Origin of the sequence: Brevibacterium sanguinis, from assembly GCF_003315415.1 — a bacterium.
Taxonomy (GTDB): domain Bacteria; phylum Actinomycetota; class Actinomycetes; order Actinomycetales; family Brevibacteriaceae; genus Brevibacterium; species Brevibacterium celere_A.
On record NZ_QNSB01000004.1, the window covers coordinates 208,788 to 228,708 of the forward strand.

A 19,921-nucleotide genomic window follows, 5' to 3' on the forward strand; every position below is an offset into this window, starting at 1 on the left:
CCGGACCTCAGGGGACCGGCTCGACGAGCACGACCGAGCGCGCATCGAAAGCATGCACAGTGCTGATTGTACTGCCCCGGCCCAAACGGGCAAGGGTCACTGCCCTGAGGAGCGGGCGCCTTGTCGCTCGAGCGCGCGTTGTGTTGGCTCCCGCACTCGGTCAGCGCAGGAGCTCGGAGGCGAGGAGTTCGAGCGTCTGGATGCGGGCGGCGTCCGCGCGCAGGTCCTCGTCCTCCGTCGATCCGGTGACCGGCTGGATCATGATCTCGTCGACCTCGAACCGGTCGGCCAGCTCCTGCAGCTGCGCCGCCGCGGTCTTCGGGTCGCCGATGATCCAGTTCGTCGACAGCTCCTCGGCGACCATCCGCTCCTGGTCGGTCATGACGGATCGGACGTCGGCACCGACGAGGCGCAGCGGCCCCATCTGCCCGCCGGTGCGCAGCCGGGCCATCTGCAGGAGGAACGGTTCGGACCGCAGCCGCGCCTCCTCGTCGGTCGACGCGACCACGGCATTGGCGGTGACGAAGGTGCGCGGTTCGGCCCCGTATGCGCCCTGGGAGAAGTTGTCGCGGTAGATCTTCATGGCCGTCGTCGCGCCCGCCGCGAAATGGTTCGCGAAGACATAGGGCATCCCGAGTTCGGCTGCCAGTCGGGCCGAGTACCCCGAGGACCCGAGCAGCCATGGCAGCGGCTGGGTTCCGGGCACGGGGGCCGGGGTCGCGCGCAGGACGTGCTCGCGTCCGCCGTGCAGCGGGATGCGCACGCCCTCGGGAGTCATCAGGCTCAGGGTGTCGATGACGTGCTGCGGGAACTGCTCGACGGGATCGATGGTCTTCCCCTCCCGGTCGACCATCCGTCCCTCGCCGAGGTGACCCCTCATCGCCGCCGAAGTGATCGGATCCGTGCCGGGAGCCCGTCCGATCCCGAGATCCACACGGTCTCCGTAGACCGCCGAGAGCAGCGCGAAGAGCTCGGCCACGGCCAGCGGCGCGTGGTTGGGGAGCATGACGCCGCCGGAGCCGAGCCGGATCCGCTCGGTGCCCTGACCGAGGTACATGAGCTCGGCACCCGGCATGGTCGAGGCGACGGACGGCATGTTGTGGTGTTCGGCAACCCAGTAGCGGGTGAATCCGAGCCGGTCGGCGGCCCGGACCAGCTCATGCGAGGACGCGAGTGCATCGGCCGTGCTCTGTCCGACACGGACCGGGACGAGATCAAGAAGAGAAAGTTCCATGTCCTGGAAACAGCCGCCTGACCAGGATCATTCCTTGACCTTGGTCACGTCGCGGCCGCGCCGATTCCGCTCACGACTGCGGGACCGGGCCCTGGGCAGCGCAGGCGCGGGCACTCGCCGGCCGACGAGGTTGACGATCTCGCCGATCCCCTCGATCGACATCCGCACCTCATCGCCGGGCTCCAGCGGCGGCTCGTCCCGACCGAGTCCCCAGAGTTCGCCGAGGCAGCCTCCATTGCCGACCGTCCCGGATCCGAGCACGTCTCCGGCGACGACGACCGAGTTGCGGGAGGCGTAGGCGACGAGCTCGGGGAAGGTCCATCCCATGTTCGAGACCAGATCGGCGCCCAGCAGCCGTCCGTTGACGCGCACCTCGGCGCGGACGGCGAGGAAACCGTCGTCGAGGCAGGAGTCGAGCTCGTCGGCGGTGACGATCCACGGCCCCAAGGTGAGCGCGAAGTCCTTGCCCTTGCAGGGCCCCAGGCGGACCTTCATCTCGCGCGCCTGCAGGTCGCGTGCCGACCAGTCGTTCATCACGGTGTAGCCGAAGATGCTCGCCTCGGCCGCGGCCACGTCGAGGTTCTCTCCCGGCGCACCGCCGATGACGGCTGCGAGTTCGAGCTCGTAGTCGAGGCGATGAGTGACCGGCACGTCGATCGTCTCGCCGGTGCCGCGCACCGTCAGCGGATTCGTGAAGTAGAAGGTCGGAGCCTCGTACCACTCGTCGGCGACGTGGCTCTTCCCTTCGACCCCGGCGCTGACGCCTTCGACGTGCTCTTCGAAGGCGACGAAGTCGCGCACCGTGCTCGGCACGACCGGCGACAGCAGCCGCACCTCGGTGAGCGGGGTCGGGGTGACCTGCTTTGCTGCGACGAGCGCGCGGCACTGCTCGTGCAGGTCAGCGGCGGCGCCGAGGCCCGCACGGAGCACATCGGAGACCCTCAGCCCGTCGGGAAAGGGAACGACCCCCTCGGCGAGGACGAAGCCCTCGGCGATCCCGGGCTCGGCCGTCAGCTCAGCCCTGATCCCGGGCTCGGCCGCAGCCTCGACCCTGGTTCCCGGCTCGGTCGGCTCATCGGCCGTCAGCTCATCGCTCGCGACTATCCATCTCGCCAGTCTCATATCTCTGCCCTCTCCCTGAGCAGCACCTCGGCGCTGCCGCCGAGGATCTTCTGCGTCACGTCATCCGAGAACCCGGCGGCGCGGACGAAGGACACCGGGTCCTCGAGTCCCATGTCGAAGGGAAAATCGCTGCCGAGCACCACGCGGTCGGCGCCCGCGACCTCGACGAGGTGCCGCAGTCCACCGTGGTCGTGGACGACCGTGTCGAACCAGAGCCGACGCAGGTAGGTCGAGGGCGGATGCTCGCAGCGCTGCGCCTCGGGCCGAACCCGCCATGCCCGGTCGCTGCGGCCGATCGCGGTCGGCAGATAGCCTCCGCCGTGGGCGGCGACGATCCTGAGATCCGGATGCCGGTCGAGAACTCCGGCGAAGATCAGGTGCGACAGGGCGACGGCGTTCTCGACCGGTTGGCCCACCGTGTTCGAGAGGTAGAACCGGTCGAGGCGTTCGTCGAGGGAGCATCCGAACGGGTGGATGAACACCACGGTGCGCAGCTCGGCGGCTCGGGCCCAGAAGGGTTCGAGCCTCTCGTCCGAGAGCTCCACGTCGCCGGCGAACGAGGAGATCTCGACCCCGGCCAGACCTCGGCCGAGCACCGCGTCGTCGAGGTATTCGACGAGTCGTCCGGGGTGCTGCAGGGGAACGAGTCCCAAGCCGACCAGACGGTCCGGCGCCTGCGCCACGTGCTCGGCGATGAGGCGGTTCGCCTCGCCTGCGATCCACGCGGCGAGGCCCTCGGGCGCCCACGGATAGAAGTGGTTCGGGGATGCGCTCACCCATTGCCGGTCGACGCCCTGAGCGTCCATCACGGCGAGACGCTCACCGGCCTGCGTCAGCCTCGGGATGCGCGCCCCCACCATGTGACCGGAGACCTCCTGGCTCTCGGCACCGTTTCGTCGGTCGTCGAGAGCGGCGGCGTCCGCGAGGAGCTCCGGGGCCCTGCGCTCGACCTCGGCGTGGAGCCCGGGCAGCAGCACGTGCGCATGGACATCGGTGACGGTCATGCCGGCTCCGCCATCCGCTGCGCGATGCCGTGGATGAGTCCCCCGGCGTCGGCGTCCCGGTCCCCGTCGATCTGCCACTGCGCGAGCTGCGTCGACGCCTCGACGACGGCGGTCGCACGGGGCAGCCGCCGATCATGGAACGAATCCCACAGACCCTGGTCGACGGCATCGCGTTCGAGCAGCAGCTCGGTGAGGACGAACGCGTCCTCGAGTCCCTGAGCGGCGCCCTGCGCGATCGTGGGAGGGCAGCTGTGCGCGGCGTCTCCGATGATCACGACCCGCCCCCGGTTCCAGGGCGCGTCGACGATGTGGGTGGTGAACCACGTGTAATTGGCATGCGCCCCCGCGGCCAGGTCGGCCCGGATCGACTCCCAGGGTCCGCCGTAGGCGCGCGACTCCTCGAGCATGATGCGGGTGGCCTCGGCATCGGTGATGCCGGTTCGGTCCTGCGCCTCCTCCACGAGGAAGGCGTACATCGTGTCGTCGCCGGTGGGAGTGTAACCGGCGATGTAGACGGGTCCGCCGTAGTAGAGCTCGGTGCGCTCGACCTCGGCCGGGCGGGAGACGAAGGTGCGCCAGATTCCCATCCCGTTGGGGCGGGGGCCCGCCTCGATTCCGATCAGCGTGCGCACCGTGGAGTTGAGTCCGTCGGCGCCGATGACCAGGTCGTAGTCTCCTGCCGATGCGCCACCGACGATCACCTCGACGGCGTCCCCGTGCGGGGACAGGGCGGTGATCTCAGAACCGAAGTGCACCGTCGCACCTGAGAGCTGGGCATGGTCGAAGAGGATCTTCGCCAGCGCCGGACGGGGAATGCCCATGGCCGCGGGATAGGCGGGTCCGCCGGTCTTCACGTCGGGCAGGGCCGCGACCACGGGGGCATCGGGGCCGGGTGCCCGCAGGGTCAGGCCCTCGAACGGGAACCCGGCGGCACGCACCTCCTCCCACACCCCGAGCCGGTCGAACACCCGCAGGGCGTTGCCCTGGAGGGAGATGCCCGAGCCGAGTGCGCTCAGCTCGGGGCCCGAGTCGAAGATGTCGACGTGCACTCCGGTCCTGGCGAGTTGGATCCCCGCGGCGAGTCCGGCGAAGCCGGCCCCCGCGACAGCGACTGTGCTGACTGCGGTCATGATGGTGAGAACCTCTCTGGTCGTGGCTGCTCGGTGGCGAAGACCTGCTCGGCGGTCAGAGCAGGGCGACGGGGTTGATCGGGGACCCGACCGCCCCGGTGATGGGCAGCGGCGGTGCCGCCAGCAGGAAGTCGTAGCGACCGAGCTCGGCACAGACGATGCCCAGCTCGTCGAGATCCCACATCTCTCCGATCGTCAGCCCCATGTTCGGGATCACGATCTGATGCAGGGGCTGGAACGAGGGCACGTCGAATTCGTTGGGCCTGACCTCGAAGCCCCAGGTGTCGGTCGCGACCGCGGCGATCTCGGTGCGGTGCAGCCACCCGGCGGTGGTGATGGACAGCCCCGGAGCGGCCCCTCCCGCATAGTCGTTCCACCCTTCGCGGCGGGCCCGGGCCAGTCGCCCGGTGCGGACGAGGACGATGTCTCCCCGCTCGACTCTTGAGGTCTCACCCTGAGCGGCGATCGTGGCTTCGAGGTCGGCAACCGTGATGGCGCAGCCGTCGTCGAGTTCGCCGGTATCGGGACGCAGGTGCCGGGCGACGTCGAGCAGCACCCCGCGGGACACGATCCGGTCCCGGGCGTGCTCGATGCCGGTCACCTGGTCGCCGTCGCTCGTCACCACCTCCCCGGCGCGGCGTCCGTTCCACGCCAGGCCGTGATCGAATATGTGGCCGAGCCCGTCCCACTGGGTCGAGCACTGCAGCGGCATGGTGATGTAGTCGTCGGCGCCGCCGATGCCGTGCGGGAAGCCCTGGCTGCCACGCTCGGCGTCGGTGCCGGTGTCGGTCATCGTGTGCACGGGATTGATGCGGCGACGCCAGCCCTTCTGCGGGCCGTCGGTGTCGAAGGACTGCGCCAGGGACACGACTCGCCCCTCGGTGACGAGCCCGGCGGCGGTGATGCGCTTGGCCGCGTCGATGAAGTTGAGCGTTCCGAGGGCGTCCGCCTCGCCCCAGCGCCCCCAGTTCCGGAAGGCCTCCGCGCGGGCGGCGATCTCGCCCTCGGGATCCTGGCGATCGATGTCGCCCGGGTTCTCGCTCGGCAGGCTCATGAGAGGCTCCCCGACGTCTCGGCCCTGCAGCGCACGGTCTGGGTGCCGAGGCCGGCGATCGTTCCGGTCATGACATCGCCGTCGCGCAGGAAGCGCTTCCAGTGCTGCCCGTTGCCCGCCGGACTGCCGGTGAGCACGAGGTCCCCGGGCAGCAGCGGCAGCGTCTGGGAGGCGGCCGAGACGATGGCGGCGACGTCGAAGATGAGCTCCGCTGTCGTCGCATCCTGCATCACCTCGCCGTTGAGCTCGAGGCGAACGTCGAGATCGCCCGGGTCGACGAAGGGCGCGGGGACGAGGAACGGTCCGGTCGGGAGGAATCCGGGGGAATTCTTCGCTCGGAACCAGTCGGCGCCGATGTCACCGACGTCTCCGGGGAACACCAGATCCCTCGTCGTGATGTCATTGACGATCGTGTAGCCCGCGACGTGGTCGAGCGCATCGTCGGCGTCGACCCTGAAGGCTTCGCGCCCGATCACGGCCGCGAGCTCGAGCTCCCAGTCGTGGACGTCGCTCGCCGCCGGCAGGACCAGGGGCTCGTCGTCGCCGACCACGCACTGCGGAAGCCCGATGAAGACGAAGGGACGACCGCTGGCGGCACGGTGGTCCACGATCCTCTCCGCCTCGGCCCGGATCTCCTCGGGTGAGCGGTCATCGGCGCGGGCGGTGAGGCCGCCCATGATCAGCTGCACCACATGGCTGCGGTAGTTGGCGCCGGCCTGGAGAACCTGACGGGGCGCAACCGGTGCCACCAGTGTGACCTCGGAGATCGGGGTCCACTGTCCCTCCGCCTCGGCCAGCCGCGCCAGCCGGTCCCAGTCGGGCTCCGCGAGGAAGTCGTTGAGCCCGGCCGCGCCCAGGTCCTCGGCGTCGAGCGGGCGGATCCGAGCGCCGACGACGAGGCCGAGGCGAACGTCCTCACCCTGCCGATACCGTGCCAGCGTGTAAGGGGCGGTGGGAAGTGGGGTGGTCATGAATCCTCCATGGTGACGATTGCGGTTCTGCCTGCGACTGCTTCAGCCGTGGACCGTGTACGGGTTGAGCAGCGCCTCCCGGATCTCCTCCGGCACGCCCTCCTCGGTCGCGCTCGGTCCGTCCGCCGGCGGGAACGACTCCGTCATCGACATCGGCATCGCGCCATTGCGATAGAAGTTGCTCGAGCCCAGCGAGGGCTTCCAGGTGTTCGGTTCCCAGTCCGGGACGTAGTTGCGGTAGCCGCCCGTGTTGAGCTCGATGCGCAGGCTCGACGGCTCCCGGTAGTAGAGGAAGGTCTGCTCACCGATGCCGTGGATGGACGGCCCGTACTCGATCGGCACCCCGTGCTCCATCAGGGTGTCGGCCGCGATGAGCAGCTCTTCGCGGGTGTCGACCCAGAAGGCGTAGTGGTTGATCCGACCGGCGCGGCTGGAGCCGTCGAGGACGACGCCGAGGTCGTGGGACTTCTCGTTGGTCGTGAGCACCGAGAACACGGAGATCGGCGCCTCGTCGAGCTCTGTGCGGGCCATGATGCGGAAGCCGAGCACCTCGTTGTACCACTTCGCGAAGCCGTCGACGTCGCTGGTGGCGATCGTGACGTGGTCGAGCTGGCGAGGAGCACCGGCGACCTTCGACCGCTTCTCCGGCCGGTCCGGGTAGATGGATGCGCAGCGGCGCTCCGCCCGGTGGCGCTCCACGTCCCAGTGCAGCGTCATGGAGTGGCCCCAGGGTCCGGTGAACCGGTAGACGCGACCGACTCCGAAGCCGTCGAACCACTCTCCGGTCACACCGGCGGCCTCGATCCGCCTGACCGCTTCGTCGAGGGCCTCTGCGCTCGAGGTCCGCCAGGCCATCGTCTCGAGCGCCGGCTCGTCTCCCGGGACGATCACGAGCGAGTACGAGTAGTAGTCGCCCCAGCAGCGCAGGTAGACGCGGCCGCCTTCCCGTGCGACCTCGGTGAGGCCGACCTCGGTCGTGTAGAAGTCGACGGAGGCCTCGACATCCGGGGTGGTGATCGCAACGTAGGAGAGGTGGGAGAGCAGGTTGATCATCGTTGATCCTTTCGGGTCGGTACGTCCGGGTCGTTTCATCCGGGTCGTTTCGTCGAACTGGTCACCATTCTTCAGGCACGCAGCACATAAGGGAATCCTCTTTTTCCTATCAGCGATATCACTGTCGTTTATACTCTGAGGACGGTCACCGACCGCCCCTGGGATGCCGGACGCCTCCGCCGTCGCCGGGAGTCGCGTCAATACGTCAAGGAGGACGATGTGGACACCAGACCATCCCTGGCCAGGCTGGACCTCAACCTGCTCGTCTCGCTGGATGCCCTCCTGCGCGAGCGCAGCGTCACGCGTGCCGCGCAACGGCTGATGCTCAGTCAGCCCGCGCTCTCGGCCGCTCTGTCGCGACTTCGCTCGCACTTCAAGGATCCGCTCCTCGCCCGGCGGGGCAACTCCTATGAGCTCACGCCGCTCGCGCTGCGCCTGTCCCACCAGGTCCCGGCGGCACTGGAGATGGCTCGCCGGGTCTTCGACAGCCAGACCGACTGGTCACCGGAGACGTCGAACCGGGAGTTCTCCGTCCTCGGCTCGGACTACGGGTTCGTCACCACGGGTCAGCTCGTCTCGCGCCTGGCGGTCAGACAGGCACCCGACATCCGCTTCCACTTCCTCCTGCACACCACATCCATCGTCGATGATGTCCGTGAGCATCTCCGCACGGTCGACGGCATACTGCTGCCCCACGGTCACATCACCGACCTTCCCCACCTGGAGCTGTGGACCGATCGCTGGATGGTCATCGCCTCCGACGACAATCCGGCGGTCGCCAACGGCCTGAGCCTCGAGACCCTCGCCCGGTCGCCCTGGGTGTTCACGTATCAGTCTCGCACCGCCTTCACCTCCGCCACCCAGCAGCTGCGGTCGCTCGGGCTGGAACCGCGCGTCGAGGCGATCGTCGAGACCTTCCTCTCGCTGCCCCCGTTCGTCCAGGGAACCCCTCGGCTGGGCCTGCTCCAGGAGCAGGCGGCACGGCTGATCAGCCATATGCCGGGAATCACGGTGCTGCCCCCGCCGTTCGAGGCACCGCCGATCGTCAATGCCCTGTGGTGGCACCCCGTGCACGAGCACGACCCGGAGCACATCTGGATGCGCGAGCAGTTCCGTGAGGCCACCCGCGAACTCCGTGCGGCCTCACGCGAACTGCGTGGGGCCAAGGACTGAAGCCCTCTCCCCACGCAGTTCGCCAGCATTCGCCCGGCCGGCACGCCTTGCCCCGCAGACCGACCCGCCGGATCAGCCCGGAGCCGGATCAGAGTCGACACACGGATCAGATTCGGGGCACGGCCGCTCCGGTCTCCGGCGTCTCCTCGGTGGCGACCAGCGTGGCCCGACGCAGCGAGATCACCACCAGGACCGCGACGATGACGGCGGCCACCCCCACGACGCCGACCGCCGTCGACAGCTCGCCCGTGATGCCGGCCAGAGCGCCGACGAGCAGCGGGGTGAGGAACTGACCGAGGAAGAATGAGGCCGTCCACCAGCCGGTCACCCGGCCACGCTCCTCGAAGCGGGTGGAGGACACGACCCAGGTCAGCAGGGAGGGCAGTAGCAGGCCCGAGCCGAACGAGGCGATCACCGCACCGACGACCACTCCCGGCAGGGATCCGATTCCCCAGATGAGGAGCATGCCGACCGCCTGCAGCAGGAAAGCCCACGGCAGGAGCGAACCCGGCCTGATCTTCGGCAGGCGCGAGAAGGTGAAACCGGCGATCGCCGTCGCGAGCGATGCGATGGCCGCCACTGTGCCGATGACGCGAGTGTCGGCGGCGCCCACTCCGGTTCCCACCACCAGGTAGCTGACCTCGATGATGAGAACGTAGAAGGTGAACCCGCCGAAGATGGTGACGAGCAGGGGGACGACGATGCGGCCCCACGGGATGCGGACCTTCTCCCCCAGCCCTGCGCGACGGTCTTCGGCCTCGCTCGGGCTCGGCTCCCAGAGCGCGAAGATCATCGGGACCGCGATGAGAAGACTGATCCCATACACCCAGAACGGGGTCTGCCATCCGGCGACCCCGAGTGCGCCGCCGAGAGCGATGAAGACGGTCGCCGCCAGGGTCGTCGACACGGTCTGCAGTCCCAGGTACTTCGTTCGGCTCCTGCCATGGAAGTAGTCGACGATGAGCGTGGTGCAGACCGTCATGATGCCGGCTTCGAACACGCCGATGAGGACGCGGGTGATGAGGATCGCGTGGAGCCCCTCCAGCCAGACGGGGGCGGTGCCGACGCACGCATAGGCGAGCATGGTGATGATCAGCAGGGTCTTGCGCCCCAGCCGGTCGACGATCTGGCCGGCGAACGGCGCGAAGATCGCCACCATCAGGGCCGGGATCGCCACGATCATCGGCACCAGGATCGCGGATCCAGGCACCTCGGCGAAATGCTCTGACAGCTGCGGGAGCACGGGGGTGATCAGCACGGATCCCAGGACCGGCATGCAGCTGCCGGCGAGCAGCAGCATGCCCTGCAGGGCGCCCGCCCGTCTGCCGGTGGTGGTCGTCGTCATCGGGAACTCCTTTGTTCTCAGTGGGTTGACGACAGTCAAACACCGAAGGAGAACATCAGGGAAGACGAAATCACTGATGGCCACATAGATGGGGCTGATACCCACGCTTCCGGCTGCCGAGCCGGGATCTCCCGCCCAGATGCGACCTGGATCAACTAGACCCGGAGGCCCCGCCCTCACAACAGACAGGGACGACGATGTCCGAGTTCGATTCCCCCCTCTTCATCAACGGTCGGGAGCGCTTCACCGACGACACGCTCAAGATCGCCGATCCCGGCAAACCCGGTCGCGTCGTGGGCACCGCCGCGGCGGCGAGCGCAGACGACGTCGCGGACGCGGTCGCGGCCGCCGAAACGGCCTTTCCGGCATGGTCGGCCCTGACCGGCCCCGAGCGCGCGAGCGCGATGGCCGCGGCGATCCAGGGCATCGCCGACCACCGCGACGACGCCGCCGCGATCCTGTCGCAGGAGAACGGCAAGGTCGTGCACGAGGCCTGGGTCGACTCCCTGGTCTTCGAGCTGCGCTGGAACCTCGCGCTGGAGCACCGCGACGACGTCGACGCGACCGAGCAGCTTCACCCGGTTCCGGGAGCGATTCCCAATTCGACCAGCATCACCTATCAGCCGATGGGCGTGGTCACGATCATCGTGCCCTTCAACTGGCCGATCGCGATCCTCGGCGCGGCGCTGCCGCACGCGCTCCTCGCCGGCAACACCGTCATCGTCAAGCCGCCGCCGACGGCTCCGCTGGCTACCGCTCGGGTGGTCCAACGGATCGCCGAGCAGCTGCCGGCGGGCGTGCTGCAGGTGGTCACCGGGCGCGACGCCGACCTGTCGGGCCTGATCTCGAACGAGAAGATCGCGAAGGTCGGCTTCACCGGCAGCGTGCGCGGCGGGAAGACGATCATGGAGCTGGCCGCGAAGTCGCTGACCCCGGTCACCCTCGAGCTCGGCGGCAACGACGCGGCGGTCTTCCTCGCAGACGCTCCGCTGGACGACGAGCACCTCGACAGGCTCTTCGGCGCCGTCTACGACACGACCGGTCAGATCTGCATGAACGCCAAGCGCGTCCTCGTGCACCGCTCGCGCATGGATGAGCTCGTCGCGGGTCTCGAGTCCCGGCTCGCCCGGGTCGTGCTCGGCTACGGCCTCGACGAATCCCAGGGCACGACCATGGGTCCCCTGCACTCACCCAGCCAGAAGGCGTTCGTGGACGATCTCATCCGCGAGGCGAAGGAGGCGGGCGCCGACGTGCGCGAGTTCGGGGAGCTGCCCGGCGGCGATCTCGAGGGCGGCAACTTCGTGAGGCCGGCACTGGTGGTGGACGCGGACCCCGCACTGCGCGTGGTCACGGAAGAGCAGTTCGGTCCGGTGGTTCCCGTCATCCCGTTCGACAGCGAGGAGGAGGCGATCCGCCTCGCCAACGACACCTGGGCCGGCCTCGGGAACTCGGTGTGGACCGCGGACCCCGCCGCTGCGCAGCGCGTCGCCCCGCAGCTGCAGTCAGGCTATGTGTGGGTCAACGACCATGGCGCCACCCGTCTTGACCTGCGCGCCCCCTTCGGCGGGGTCAAGCAGTCGGGCATCGGGCGCGAACAGGGCATCCACGGTGTGCGGGACTTCCAGCAGCCGCACGCGGTGTCGGTGATCACGGAGTAGGTCGTCGGGCGGCGACCGGCCCGGCACTTCCATGCTCCGAATTTACCTATGTACATTCCCTACATGCATAGGTATGCTGAGGATCAGGACGCAAGGAAGCGCCGCGAAAGGAAGGCTCCACCATGACGACTCCCGCCGCACTCAAGCTGCTCGACAACTTCTCGCTGGAGATGACCGGCAAGGACATCCCCGGTCTCGAAGAGGCCAGCCGGGCGATCCCGCAGGGCACCAAGATCAACGTCACCTTCCTCGGCAACGAGGACCTCGAGATGCGCGTGGCCGCGGCCAAGCGGGTGAAGGAGCTCGGCTTCGTGCCAGTCCCCCACATCTCCGCGCGACGCCTGCAGTCGCAGCAGCAGCTCGAGGAGTTCCTCGCAGCGCTGCACGGGGTCGACGCCACCGACCACGTCTTCTGCGTCGGCGGTGACCCCGCGACGCCGGAGGGCCCCTACCCCGACTCCCTGTCCGTGATCCGCTCCGGTGTGCTGCAGCAGTACGGCGTCAAGGAGGTCTCGATCGCCGGCTACCCCGAGGGCCATCCCGACATCTCCGCCGAGGTGCTGTGGCAGCACCTCGAGGACAAGTCGGCGGCGCTGGCCGAGCAGGGCCTCGACGCCGTCGTGCTCACCCAGTTCGCCTTCGACGCCGAGGCGGTGCTCAAGTGGGTGCTCGAGGTGCGCGACCGCGGGATCGATTCCGAGATCCGCGTCGGCACCCCCGGCCCCGCGGGCATCAAGCGACTGCTCGGCTACGCCCGCCGCTTCGGTGTCGGCACGAGCGCCGGGATCGTCAAGAAGTACGGCTTCTCCCTCACCAACCTCATGGGCACCGCCGGCCCCGACCGCTTCGTGGGCGAGCTCGGCGACCTGCTCGCGGCCGATGCTCGCAGCGGTCGGGTGCGCACCCACTTCTATACGTTCGGCGGTCTGCTCGCGACCGCCGAATGGGCCCAGACCTTCGGCACGGGTCACTAGGGAGCGCTGATGACCAGGATCATCGACGACCGCCGCGACCATGCGTGCCTGATCGTGCACGGACCGGACCAGCGCGGTCTCGTCTCGGCGGTGACCACGCTCGTCACCCGCAATGACGGCAATATCGTCTCCCTCGACCAGCATTCCGACGATCCCGAGGGCGGCGCGTTCTTCCAGCGCGTCGTGTTCCATCGCTCGAATCTGACCGCGGCGATGCCCGCGATCGAGGCCGACCTGGCCACGACACTGGATCCCTTCGGCGTCGAGTGGAACCTCACCGACATGTCGGTGCCCAAGCGCATGGCCGTGCTCGCCTCGACCAGCGACCACTGCCTGCTCGACCTGCTCTGGCGCCAGCGGCGCGGCGAGCTGCCGGTGTCGATCCCGATGGTGATCTCCAACCACACCAACACCGCGGAGGACGTGCGGTCGTTCGGCGTCCCGTTCTTCCATGTGCCCTCGCAGGGTCCCGACAAGTCGGAGGCCGAGGCGAAGATCCTCGCCCTGCTGCAGGGCAACGTCGACTTCGTCGTGCTGGCCCGGTACATGCAGATCATCTCGCCCGCGTTCCTGCAGCAGGTCGGCGTGCCCGTGATCAACATCCACCACTCCTTCCTGCCCGCGTTCATCGGCGCCGCTCCGTACCGCAAGGCCAAGGAGCGCGGCGTCAAGCTCATCGGCGCGACCAGCCATTACGTGACCGAGGAGCTCGACGAGGGCCCGATCATCGAACAGGACGTCATCCGCGTCACCCATGCCGAGACCGCCGCCGACCTGCAGCGGCGGGGCGCGAACGTCGAACAGGACGTCATCCGCGTCACCCATGCCGAGACCGCCGCCGACCTGCAGCGGCGGGGCGCGAACGTCGAGCGGGCCGTGCTCAGCCGGGCCGTGCTGTGGCACTCCGAGGATCGCGTGATCCGACACCACAACCACACCATCGTCTTCAACTGACCCCCACCAAGTGGGGCTCCGGCCCCAGCACAACAACCAGAGAGGTTCTCACCGTGGCGAACAACCTGCAAGAACTGCTGAATCAGACCAGCCCCGTCGAGCTGCTGCGCAACTCGCAGATCGGCTCCTACATCTACCCAGTGGTGCCTGCCGACTTCACCAACTGGATCAAGGAGCAGCGCGCGTGGCGCGAGACGGCTGTGCTCTACGACCAGTCGCACCACATGGACAATGTGTTCCTCAAGGGCTCCGACGCGATCAGGCTGATCTCGGACACGGCCATCAACTCGGTCGCGAACTTCCCCGTGAACAAGGCGAAGCAGTACGTGCCGACCACCGCCTCGGGTCACGTGATCGGCGATGGCATCCTGTTCCGCGAGGCCGAGGAGGAGTACGTCTACGTCGGTCGCTCACCGGCCTCGAACTGGCTCATGTACCACGGTGAGACCGGCGGCTACCAGAACCTCGACGTCCAGGTCGACCGCCGCTCCCCCTCTCGGCCCTACGGCCACCCGGTCACCCGTCAGTACTACCGCTTCCAGATCCAGGGACCGCGGGCCTGGGACGTCATCGAGAAGCTCAACGGCGGCCCGCTGGAGAAGATCGGCTTCTTCAGGATGGCGACCATGCAGATCGCGGGCAAGCAGGTGCGCACCCTGCGCCACGGCATGGCCGGCGCCCCGGGTCTCGAGATCTGGGGCCCCTACGAGGACCACGACCTCATCCGCGATGCGGTCGTCGAGGCCGGGGCCGAGTTCGGACTGCTGCCCGTCGGATCGCGTGCCTACCCCTCGAACACGCTCGAGTCGGGGTGGATCCCCTCCCCGCTTCCCGCGATCTACAGTGGTGAGGCCGAGCGCGGTTACCGCGAATGGCTCGGCGTCGACAGCTACGAGGCCACCGGCACCCTGGCCGGCTCGTTCGTGTCCGAGAACATCGAGGACTACTACCTGACCCCGTGGGAGCTCGGCTACGGCTCGTTCGTCAAGTTCGACCACGACTTCATCGGCCGTGACGCCCTCGAGAAGATGGACCCGGCCGCCCAGCGCAAGAAGGTGACCCTGGCCTGGAACGCCGAGGACCTCGGCAAGGTCTGGACCTCGCTGCTCAACGTCGACGGACCCGACTACAAGTTCTTCGACCTGCCGCTGGCGAACTACGGATCGGCCAACTACGACGCGGTCGTCGACGCCGACGACAACGTCGTCGGATTCTCGATGTTCACCGGCTACTCCGCGAACGAGCGCCGCGGCCTGTCGCTGGCCACGGTCAGCCCCGACGTTCCCGAGGGCACCGAGCTGCGCGTCGTCTGGGGCGAGCCCAACGGCGGAACCTCCAAGGCCTCCGTCGAGCCGCACGAGCAGACCGAGGTGCGCGCCGTGGTCAGCCCCGTCCCGTACTCCACGGTCGCCCGCAAGGAGTACCAGGGAGGATGGCGCACGGGCTACCAGCAGGACTGAGCCCGAACAGTGCTTGTACGCTGAGAGGGCCCGAGGTTCGCCTCCGGGCCCTCTCGGCACATCCGACCACCCACCACGAACGAGGATCCCCACCATGAGCCTGCGCAGTGCACTCCTCGCGCTCCTGCGCGTCGGACCGTTGTCGGGCTATGACCTGCAGAAGCAGTTCTCACAGTCGGTCGGACACGTGTGGCACGCGCCCGACTCCCAGATCTACCCCGCGCTGCGCAAGATGGCGGTCGAGGGCCTCGTCGTCGCCGAGGAGCAGACCCGCGGGGAACGCGGCATGCGCCGTGTCTACCACGTCACCGAGGCCGGCGACAAGGCATTCCTCGAGTGGATGAACAGCCCGCCCGAGTACCAGCGCACCCGGGACGCCGCCCACCTCCGTGCCGCCTACCTCGAATCCGCGGAGCCAGCCGCGGCGCGGGCCTTCCTCCGCGCGCACATCGACCATTGGAGGCATGAGCTCAAGTGCTGGGAGGGCGAGATCGCGCACATCGACGCGATGGACAACCCGACCCTCGTCCGCCGGCTCAATGTCACCTCCGAGGACGACCGCGAACGCACGATCGCGTACAAGCGCTTCGCCTATCAGGGACTCGCCGCGCGCGCCCGCGCCGAGATCGAATGGGCCGAGCACGGCCTCGAGGTGATCGATCGCCTCGAGGGCCCGGAGTGAGGCTCGTGCCCGCCCACCGGGCGCAGGGCTGACCCTTTCCTCCCCGCTCGGTCGACGACCTCCCTGCCCGGCCGGCGTCCTCCCGTGCTTGCCGGGCATCCTCCCCTGCCCGCCTGGCATCCTCCCCTGCCCGCCGACCGTGGGCTGTGCGTTATCATCAGTCAAAGTCTGCGACAATATTGTTGCCAATGTGAGGGAGGCAGCGTGGGCGCACGAGCGACGGTCGCGAGCGACGATGTGATCCAGGTGATTCGCCAGGCGATCCTCGACGGGGACTTCGCTCCCCGTCAGCGCCTCATCGAGACCGATCTCAGCTCGCAGTTCGAGGTCTCCCGCGCCGCGGTGCGGACGGCGCTGATGAGCCTGGAGAACGAGGGCCTCGTCGAACGGATGCCGAACAGGGGCGCCCGGGTGCGCGCGATCAGCGTCACCGAGGCGGTGGAGATCGTGGAGGTGAGGATCGGGCTCGAGGTCCTCGTCGCCCGGCGCGCGGCCGAGCGGATCGATGACGATCGGATCGGTGAACTCGCGGCTCTGCGCGAGGACATGCGCGAGGCCGTGGCGGGTGGAAACCTGATGCGCTACGCCTCCCTCAACCAGGAGATGGATGCGATTCTGCGCGACGTCGCCGGTCATGCCCTCGCCAAGCAGCTGCTCGAGCGACTCCTCGCACAGGCGGCGAGGCACCAGTTCAGGCTCGCGTTCGACCCCCACCGGGCCAGTGCCTCGGTCGAGGAGCACGCCGCGATCATCGACGCGGTCGTCGCGCGGGATCCCGACGCCGCCGAGGCGGCGACCCGAAGCCACCTGACCCGGATCATCGAAGCCATGCGGCAGTCGAGCTAGAAGACACCTCTGGTGCGGACCGATTCCGGTCCGCACCAGAGGTGTCTTCGGGCGGCCCTGCGTGCCCGCTCGGCCGGGGTCCCTATTCGATTCCCTCGACGGTGTCGAATCCCTTCCCGTTGAACTTCTGCACGACCACGCTCGAGACGGCCGGTTCTCCATCGACCGTGGTATTCACCGAGGTGCCGTCGAGCATCAGCGGGGCCTTGAAGTCCTCGATGCTGCGCACCGCCTCCATGAAGTTCTCCCGGGTGGGCTCCTGCATGTCCTTGAACACCTGCTCCAGAGTCGCACCGAGCATGTAGCTCCACATGCAGTGCGGGAACGCTGGCACCTCGGGGTAGTCCGCGTAGGTCTTGAGATCGGAGAGGAAGGTCTTCACGTCCTCGTCGTCGGCGAACTTGGGCGAGGCGGGTGCCTTGGAGAACGCCACCGAGTACACGCCCGGGTAGGCGTCGGCGCCACCCGGCTGCAGGATCGCCGAGGGGCTCGAGGTGTTCGACGGCAGGAACCAGCTCGGCTTCCAGCCGATGCTCTGCGCCCGCTCGAGAGACGAGATGACCAGCGGGGTGATCGACATCGCGTTGAACAGGATGTCGGCATCGGTCGCGGCGAGCTCGGTCAGCTGCGCATCGACCGAGGCGTCGGTCGCCTCGTAACTGAGCTCGCCCACGACCTCGATGTTCTCTGAGCCCTTGATGGCCTCCTTGAATCCCTTGACGTAGCCCTCGCCGAAGTCGTCGTTCTGGAACAGGATCGCGACCTTGTGATCTTCGGACGACTTCGCGAGCATCTCGCCGAACGCGGCGCCCTCGTTCGGGTAGGCGGGCACCCAGCCGAGCGACCAGGGGCTCTCGGACTGCTGGCTGAATATCGGGTCGCCGGTCATGACGAACACCTGGGGCACCTCGTCGGCGGTCGCCGCCTCACGCCAGGCGAGGTTCGTCGGCGTGCCCAGTCCCGAGGTGATCGCGAAGGCCTCGTTCTTCAGCGTCTGATAGTTCGACGAAGCCTTCTGCGGGTCGTAGGCGTCGTCGAGGGCCTTGATCTCGACGGTGCGGGTCTTGCCGTCACCGAACTCGATGCCACCGGCCTCGTTGACCGCGCCCATGTAGGCCTCCAGACCTGCCACGGTGCAGGTGCCGGGTCCGGCGGTGGGGCCGCTGAGCGGGGTCGTGATGCCGAGGGTGATCGAGTCGTCGGTGATTCCGGGACTGGTCTCACCGCCGCGGCCGCCACCTCCGTCGCGGGCACAACCGGTGGCGGCGAGGAGAACCGCCGCCGACAGGGCGATGACGCTGGTAGCACCGCGTCGTGTAGGGGTCATCTTCATTGATCTGCCTTTCTCGTGGGCTGTTTCGAAGCGGCCTTCTGCGCCGCCGGGGTGGCTGCTTCCTCGCGGTGCGGCGCGCCCGGTCTCGAACCGGACGGCCGTCTCAGGCCCGCGATCCGGTGGGGCAGTGAGGCGAGGCCCCCGGGAAGCAGGAAGAGCACGAGCAGCAGGATCGCACCCTGCAGCATGGCCGTCAGGTTCGGGTTGATCGCATTGGTGAGCACCGGCACGAACACGAAGTAGACGCCGCCGATGACCGACCCGGCCAGGGTCGCCGACCCGCCGACCACCATCGCGGCGAGCAGGGTGATCGAGTGGTGGAAGGCGAGGGTCTCGGGTGAGGTGTACTGGACCACGGACATGTACATGAACCCGCTGATCCCGCCCACCAGTGATGCGATGGTGAAGGACAGCACCTTGTACCAGTACGGGGAGATGCCCATCGACGAGGCGACCGCCTCGTTCTCCTTGACGATCGCCAGTGCCCGGCCGAACTTGCCGCGCACGAAGTTGCGCACGAGCACGAAGGTGACGACGGCGATGACGAGCACGAGGTACAGCTGCCACTGGTCGTGGTAGAGGCCCGTCCACTCGGGCGCGTCCGAGAACCGGGAGGACAGGCCCTGTGAACCGCCGGTCCAGTGGTCAAGACGCCGCGCCAGCGGCAGCCCGACGATCGGCAGCGCGATCGTCACCATCGCGATCGCCAGGCCGCCGAGGCGCGCGGCCGCCAAGGCGATGACCAGCCCCGCGATCGCGGGCAGAACGAGAGCCGCGAGGAACGTCAGCACGATGTTCCAGTCGTGCGTCGCCCCGTACGCGGTCACGTACGAGCCGAGACCGAGGAAGAAGATCTGGCCGAGCGACACCTGACCGCCGTATCCCATGACGACGTTGAGGCCGAGCACGGCGACGGCGAACACGCAGATGCGGGCGATCGTGTCGTTGGCCACCTCGGGCAGCATGAGCGGCAGCACCACGGCGAGCGCGACGAGGACGACGAGCGCTCCCCAGCGCACCGCGGGCTTCTTGAGGAGGTTCGACATCAGACTCTCACCACTGCTTTCCGGCCGAAGAGACCCTGCGGCCTCAGGATGAGCACGACGAAGATCAGGAGGAAGGGCACCGCCACCTTGAGGTCGTGGCCGATGAACGGCACGTAGACGGCGGCGAGGTTCTCCAGCACCCCGATGATGCCGGCCGCGGCGACGACGCCGATCGGACTGGAGAGACCGCCGAGGATGACCGCGGCCAGGGCGTAGACGAGCGCCGTGTCCATCATGCCCGGGGTCAGCGTCAGCTGCGGGGCGACGAGCACACCGGCCACGGCGCCGAGCGCGGAGGCGAGTCCCCAGCCGACCATGAGCAGGTGCCCGACGGGCATGCCGGCGAAGGCCGCCGACTGCTGATTGATGGACACCGCCCGCAGCGCAAGGCCCAGCTTGGTGCCGACGAACAGGAGCTGCAGCAGCCCCATGATGACGAGGATGACGATGATCGTGCCGAGCGAGCGCAGGCTCACGGACGCCCCGAGCACCGGGATGGTGTGGTTCGGGAACAGCGACGGGAACAGCTGGTTGTTGTACGACCAGAACCAGGCGCAGATGCCGGTGATCAGGGTGAGGAGTCCGATCGTCACCACCACTGCGGTGTCCTCGTCGCCCCGCTCGAACCTGCGGATCAGCAGCCGTTCGATGAGCGCGCCGACGAAGAACGAGATCACCACCGCGCCGATGATCGCGCCGATCAGCGGCAGGCCCAGCCCGAGCAGGGAGTACGCGATATAGCCGGAGAGAACCGCCATCGCGCCCTGCGCGAAGTTCACCATCCCGGTCGCCTGGTGCACCAGGACGATGGCCAGCGCGAGGGCGGCGTAGATCGAACCTGTCGACAGGCCGTCGATCAGGAGTTGGATGAACGTGCCCATC

At 68.3% G+C, this 19,921-nt stretch carries 18 protein-coding genes; 7 read left to right on the forward strand and 11 right to left on the reverse strand.

What is annotated here, in order from left to right; all coding sequences use genetic code 11:
* Positions 1-160: 160 nt before the first annotated feature.
* The 7 genes from DFO65_RS07370 to DFO65_RS07400 are packed head-to-tail and all read right to left on the reverse strand — an operon-like array spanning position 161 to position 7,568.
* Positions 161-1,234, reverse strand: coding sequence for an LLM class flavin-dependent oxidoreductase (locus DFO65_RS07370; protein WP_113903774.1), 1,074 nt, complete (start codon positions 1,232-1,234; stop codon positions 161-163).
* A gap of 27 nt (positions 1,235-1,261) precedes the next feature.
* On the reverse strand, positions 1,262-2,356 hold the full coding sequence (locus DFO65_RS07375) for a fumarylacetoacetate hydrolase family protein (RefSeq protein ID WP_113903775.1): 1,095 nt from the start codon (positions 2,354-2,356) through the stop codon (positions 1,262-1,264).
* On the reverse strand, positions 2,353-3,360 hold the full coding sequence (locus DFO65_RS07380; protein ID WP_113903776.1) for an amidohydrolase family protein: 1,008 nt from the start codon (positions 3,358-3,360) through the stop codon (positions 2,353-2,355). Before DFO65_RS07380 ends, DFO65_RS07375 begins: the two co-directional genes overlap by 4 nt.
* Positions 3,357-4,490, reverse strand: coding sequence for an FAD-dependent monooxygenase (locus DFO65_RS07385; RefSeq protein ID WP_113903777.1), 1,134 nt, complete (start codon positions 4,488-4,490; stop codon positions 3,357-3,359). The genes DFO65_RS07380 and DFO65_RS07385 overlap by 4 nt, the downstream gene beginning before the upstream one ends.
* A gap of 55 nt (positions 4,491-4,545) precedes the next feature.
* On the reverse strand, positions 4,546-5,544 hold the full coding sequence (locus tag DFO65_RS07390) for a cyclase family protein (protein ID WP_181778660.1): 999 nt from the start codon (positions 5,542-5,544) through the stop codon (positions 4,546-4,548).
* Complete coding sequence (locus DFO65_RS07395) at positions 5,541-6,515, reverse strand: fumarylacetoacetate hydrolase family protein (RefSeq protein ID WP_113903778.1); 975 nt, start codon at positions 6,513-6,515, stop codon at positions 5,541-5,543. The genes DFO65_RS07390 and DFO65_RS07395 overlap by 4 nt, the downstream gene beginning before the upstream one ends.
* Positions 6,516-6,557: 42 nt before the next feature.
* Complete coding sequence (locus DFO65_RS07400) at positions 6,558-7,568, reverse strand: VOC family protein (RefSeq protein WP_113903779.1); 1,011 nt, start codon at positions 7,566-7,568, stop codon at positions 6,558-6,560.
* Between the two features lie 219 nt (positions 7,569-7,787).
* Between DFO65_RS07400 and DFO65_RS07405 the strand changes: the two genes are divergently transcribed.
* Positions 7,788-8,741, forward strand: a complete 954-nt coding sequence (locus DFO65_RS07405) for a LysR family transcriptional regulator (protein ID WP_113903780.1) — start codon at positions 7,788-7,790, stop codon at positions 8,739-8,741.
* A 106-nt stretch (positions 8,742-8,847) separates the two neighbouring features.
* Here the strand turns inward: DFO65_RS07405 and DFO65_RS07410 are convergent, their stop codons facing one another.
* Positions 8,848-10,086, reverse strand: a complete 1,239-nt coding sequence (locus DFO65_RS07410; protein ID WP_113903781.1) for an MFS transporter — start codon at positions 10,084-10,086, stop codon at positions 8,848-8,850.
* 197 nt (positions 10,087-10,283) lie between these two features.
* Here DFO65_RS07410 and DFO65_RS07415 point away from each other — a divergent pair, with 197 nt between their 5' ends.
* From DFO65_RS07415 to DFO65_RS07440, 6 genes are all read left to right on the forward strand, one after another.
* Complete coding sequence (locus tag DFO65_RS07415; RefSeq protein WP_113903782.1) at positions 10,284-11,744, forward strand: aldehyde dehydrogenase family protein; 1,461 nt, start codon at positions 10,284-10,286, stop codon at positions 11,742-11,744.
* 122 nt (positions 11,745-11,866) lie between these two features.
* Entirely contained in the window at positions 11,867-12,718 is an 852-nt protein-coding gene (locus DFO65_RS07420) for a methylenetetrahydrofolate reductase (RefSeq protein ID WP_113903783.1), read from the forward strand.
* A 9-nt stretch (positions 12,719-12,727) separates the two neighbouring features.
* Positions 12,728-13,672: a formyltetrahydrofolate deformylase gene (purU, locus tag DFO65_RS07425; protein ID WP_113903784.1), complete on the forward strand. Its 945-nt coding sequence runs from the start codon at positions 12,728-12,730 to the stop codon at positions 13,670-13,672.
* A 53-nt stretch (positions 13,673-13,725) separates the two neighbouring features.
* Positions 13,726-15,132, forward strand: a complete 1,407-nt coding sequence (ligM, locus tag DFO65_RS07430) for a vanillate/3-O-methylgallate O-demethylase (protein ID WP_113903785.1) — start codon at positions 13,726-13,728, stop codon at positions 15,130-15,132.
* Positions 15,133-15,226: 94 nt separating this feature from the next.
* Positions 15,227-15,814: a PadR family transcriptional regulator gene (locus DFO65_RS07435; RefSeq protein ID WP_113903786.1), complete on the forward strand. Its 588-nt coding sequence runs from the start codon at positions 15,227-15,229 to the stop codon at positions 15,812-15,814.
* A 204-nt stretch (positions 15,815-16,018) separates the two neighbouring features.
* Complete coding sequence (locus DFO65_RS07440) at positions 16,019-16,660, forward strand: GntR family transcriptional regulator (protein ID WP_220151249.1); 642 nt, start codon at positions 16,019-16,021, stop codon at positions 16,658-16,660.
* Positions 16,661-16,742: 82 nt separating this feature from the next.
* Here DFO65_RS07440 and DFO65_RS07445 read toward each other — a convergent pair whose 3' ends face one another.
* From DFO65_RS07445 to DFO65_RS07455, 3 genes are read right to left on the reverse strand one after another with little or no spacing between them, the layout of a single operon-like run.
* Positions 16,743-17,993 (reverse strand): ABC transporter substrate-binding protein, encoded by a 1,251-nt coding sequence (locus tag DFO65_RS07445; RefSeq protein WP_245940530.1) that lies wholly within the window; start codon positions 17,991-17,993, stop codon positions 16,743-16,745.
* Positions 17,990-19,039 carry a branched-chain amino acid ABC transporter permease gene (locus DFO65_RS07450; protein ID WP_113903788.1) on the reverse strand — a complete coding sequence of 350 codons (1,050 nt, stop codon included), beginning with the start codon at positions 19,037-19,039 and terminating at the stop codon, positions 17,990-17,992. Before DFO65_RS07450 ends, DFO65_RS07445 begins: the two co-directional genes overlap by 4 nt.
* The gene (locus DFO65_RS07455) at positions 19,039-19,920 is read right to left on the reverse strand and encodes a branched-chain amino acid ABC transporter permease (RefSeq protein WP_113903789.1); all 882 of its coding nucleotides are present in this window, start codon (positions 19,918-19,920) and stop codon (positions 19,039-19,041) included. Before DFO65_RS07455 ends, DFO65_RS07450 begins: the two co-directional genes overlap by 1 nt.
* Position 19,921 lies beyond the last annotated feature (1 nt).

Coding starts and splice junctions, on each gene's coding strand:
- DFO65_RS07370 (WP_113903774.1), bottom strand. CDS start 1,234: ATGGAACTTTCTCTTCTTGATCTCGTCCCGGTCCGTGTCGGACAGAGC.
- DFO65_RS07375 (WP_113903775.1), bottom strand. CDS start 2,356: ATGAGACTGGCGAGATGGATAGTCGCGAGCGATGAGCTGACGGCCGAT.
- DFO65_RS07380 (WP_113903776.1), bottom strand. CDS start 3,360: ATGACCGTCACCGATGTCCATGCGCACGTGCTGCTGCCCGGGCTCCAC.
- DFO65_RS07385 (WP_113903777.1), bottom strand. CDS start 4,490: ATGACCGCAGTCAGCACAGTCGCTGTCGCGGGGGCCGGCTTCGCCGGA.
- DFO65_RS07390 (WP_181778660.1), bottom strand. CDS start 5,544: ATGAGCCTGCCGAGCGAGAACCCGGGCGACATCGATCGCCAGGATCCC.
- DFO65_RS07395 (WP_113903778.1), bottom strand. CDS start 6,515: ATGACCACCCCACTTCCCACCGCCCCTTACACGCTGGCACGGTATCGG.
- DFO65_RS07400 (WP_113903779.1), bottom strand. CDS start 7,568: ATGATCAACCTGCTCTCCCACCTCTCCTACGTTGCGATCACCACCCCG.
- DFO65_RS07410 (WP_113903781.1), bottom strand. CDS start 10,086: ATGACGACGACCACCACCGGCAGACGGGCGGGCGCCCTGCAGGGCATG.
- DFO65_RS07415 (WP_113903782.1), top strand. CDS start 10,284: ATGTCCGAGTTCGATTCCCCCCTCTTCATCAACGGTCGGGAGCGCTTC.
- DFO65_RS07420 (WP_113903783.1), top strand. CDS start 11,867: ATGACGACTCCCGCCGCACTCAAGCTGCTCGACAACTTCTCGCTGGAG.
- purU (WP_113903784.1), top strand. CDS start 12,728: ATGACCAGGATCATCGACGACCGCCGCGACCATGCGTGCCTGATCGTG.
- DFO65_RS07435 (WP_113903786.1), top strand. CDS start 15,227: ATGAGCCTGCGCAGTGCACTCCTCGCGCTCCTGCGCGTCGGACCGTTG.
- DFO65_RS07445 (WP_245940530.1), bottom strand. CDS start 17,993: ATGAAGATGACCCCTACACGACGCGGTGCTACCAGCGTCATCGCCCTG.
- DFO65_RS07450 (WP_113903788.1), bottom strand. CDS start 19,039: ATGTCGAACCTCCTCAAGAAGCCCGCGGTGCGCTGGGGAGCGCTCGTC.
- DFO65_RS07455 (WP_113903789.1), bottom strand. CDS start 19,920: ATGGGCACGTTCATCCAACTCCTGATCGACGGCCTGTCGACAGGTTCG.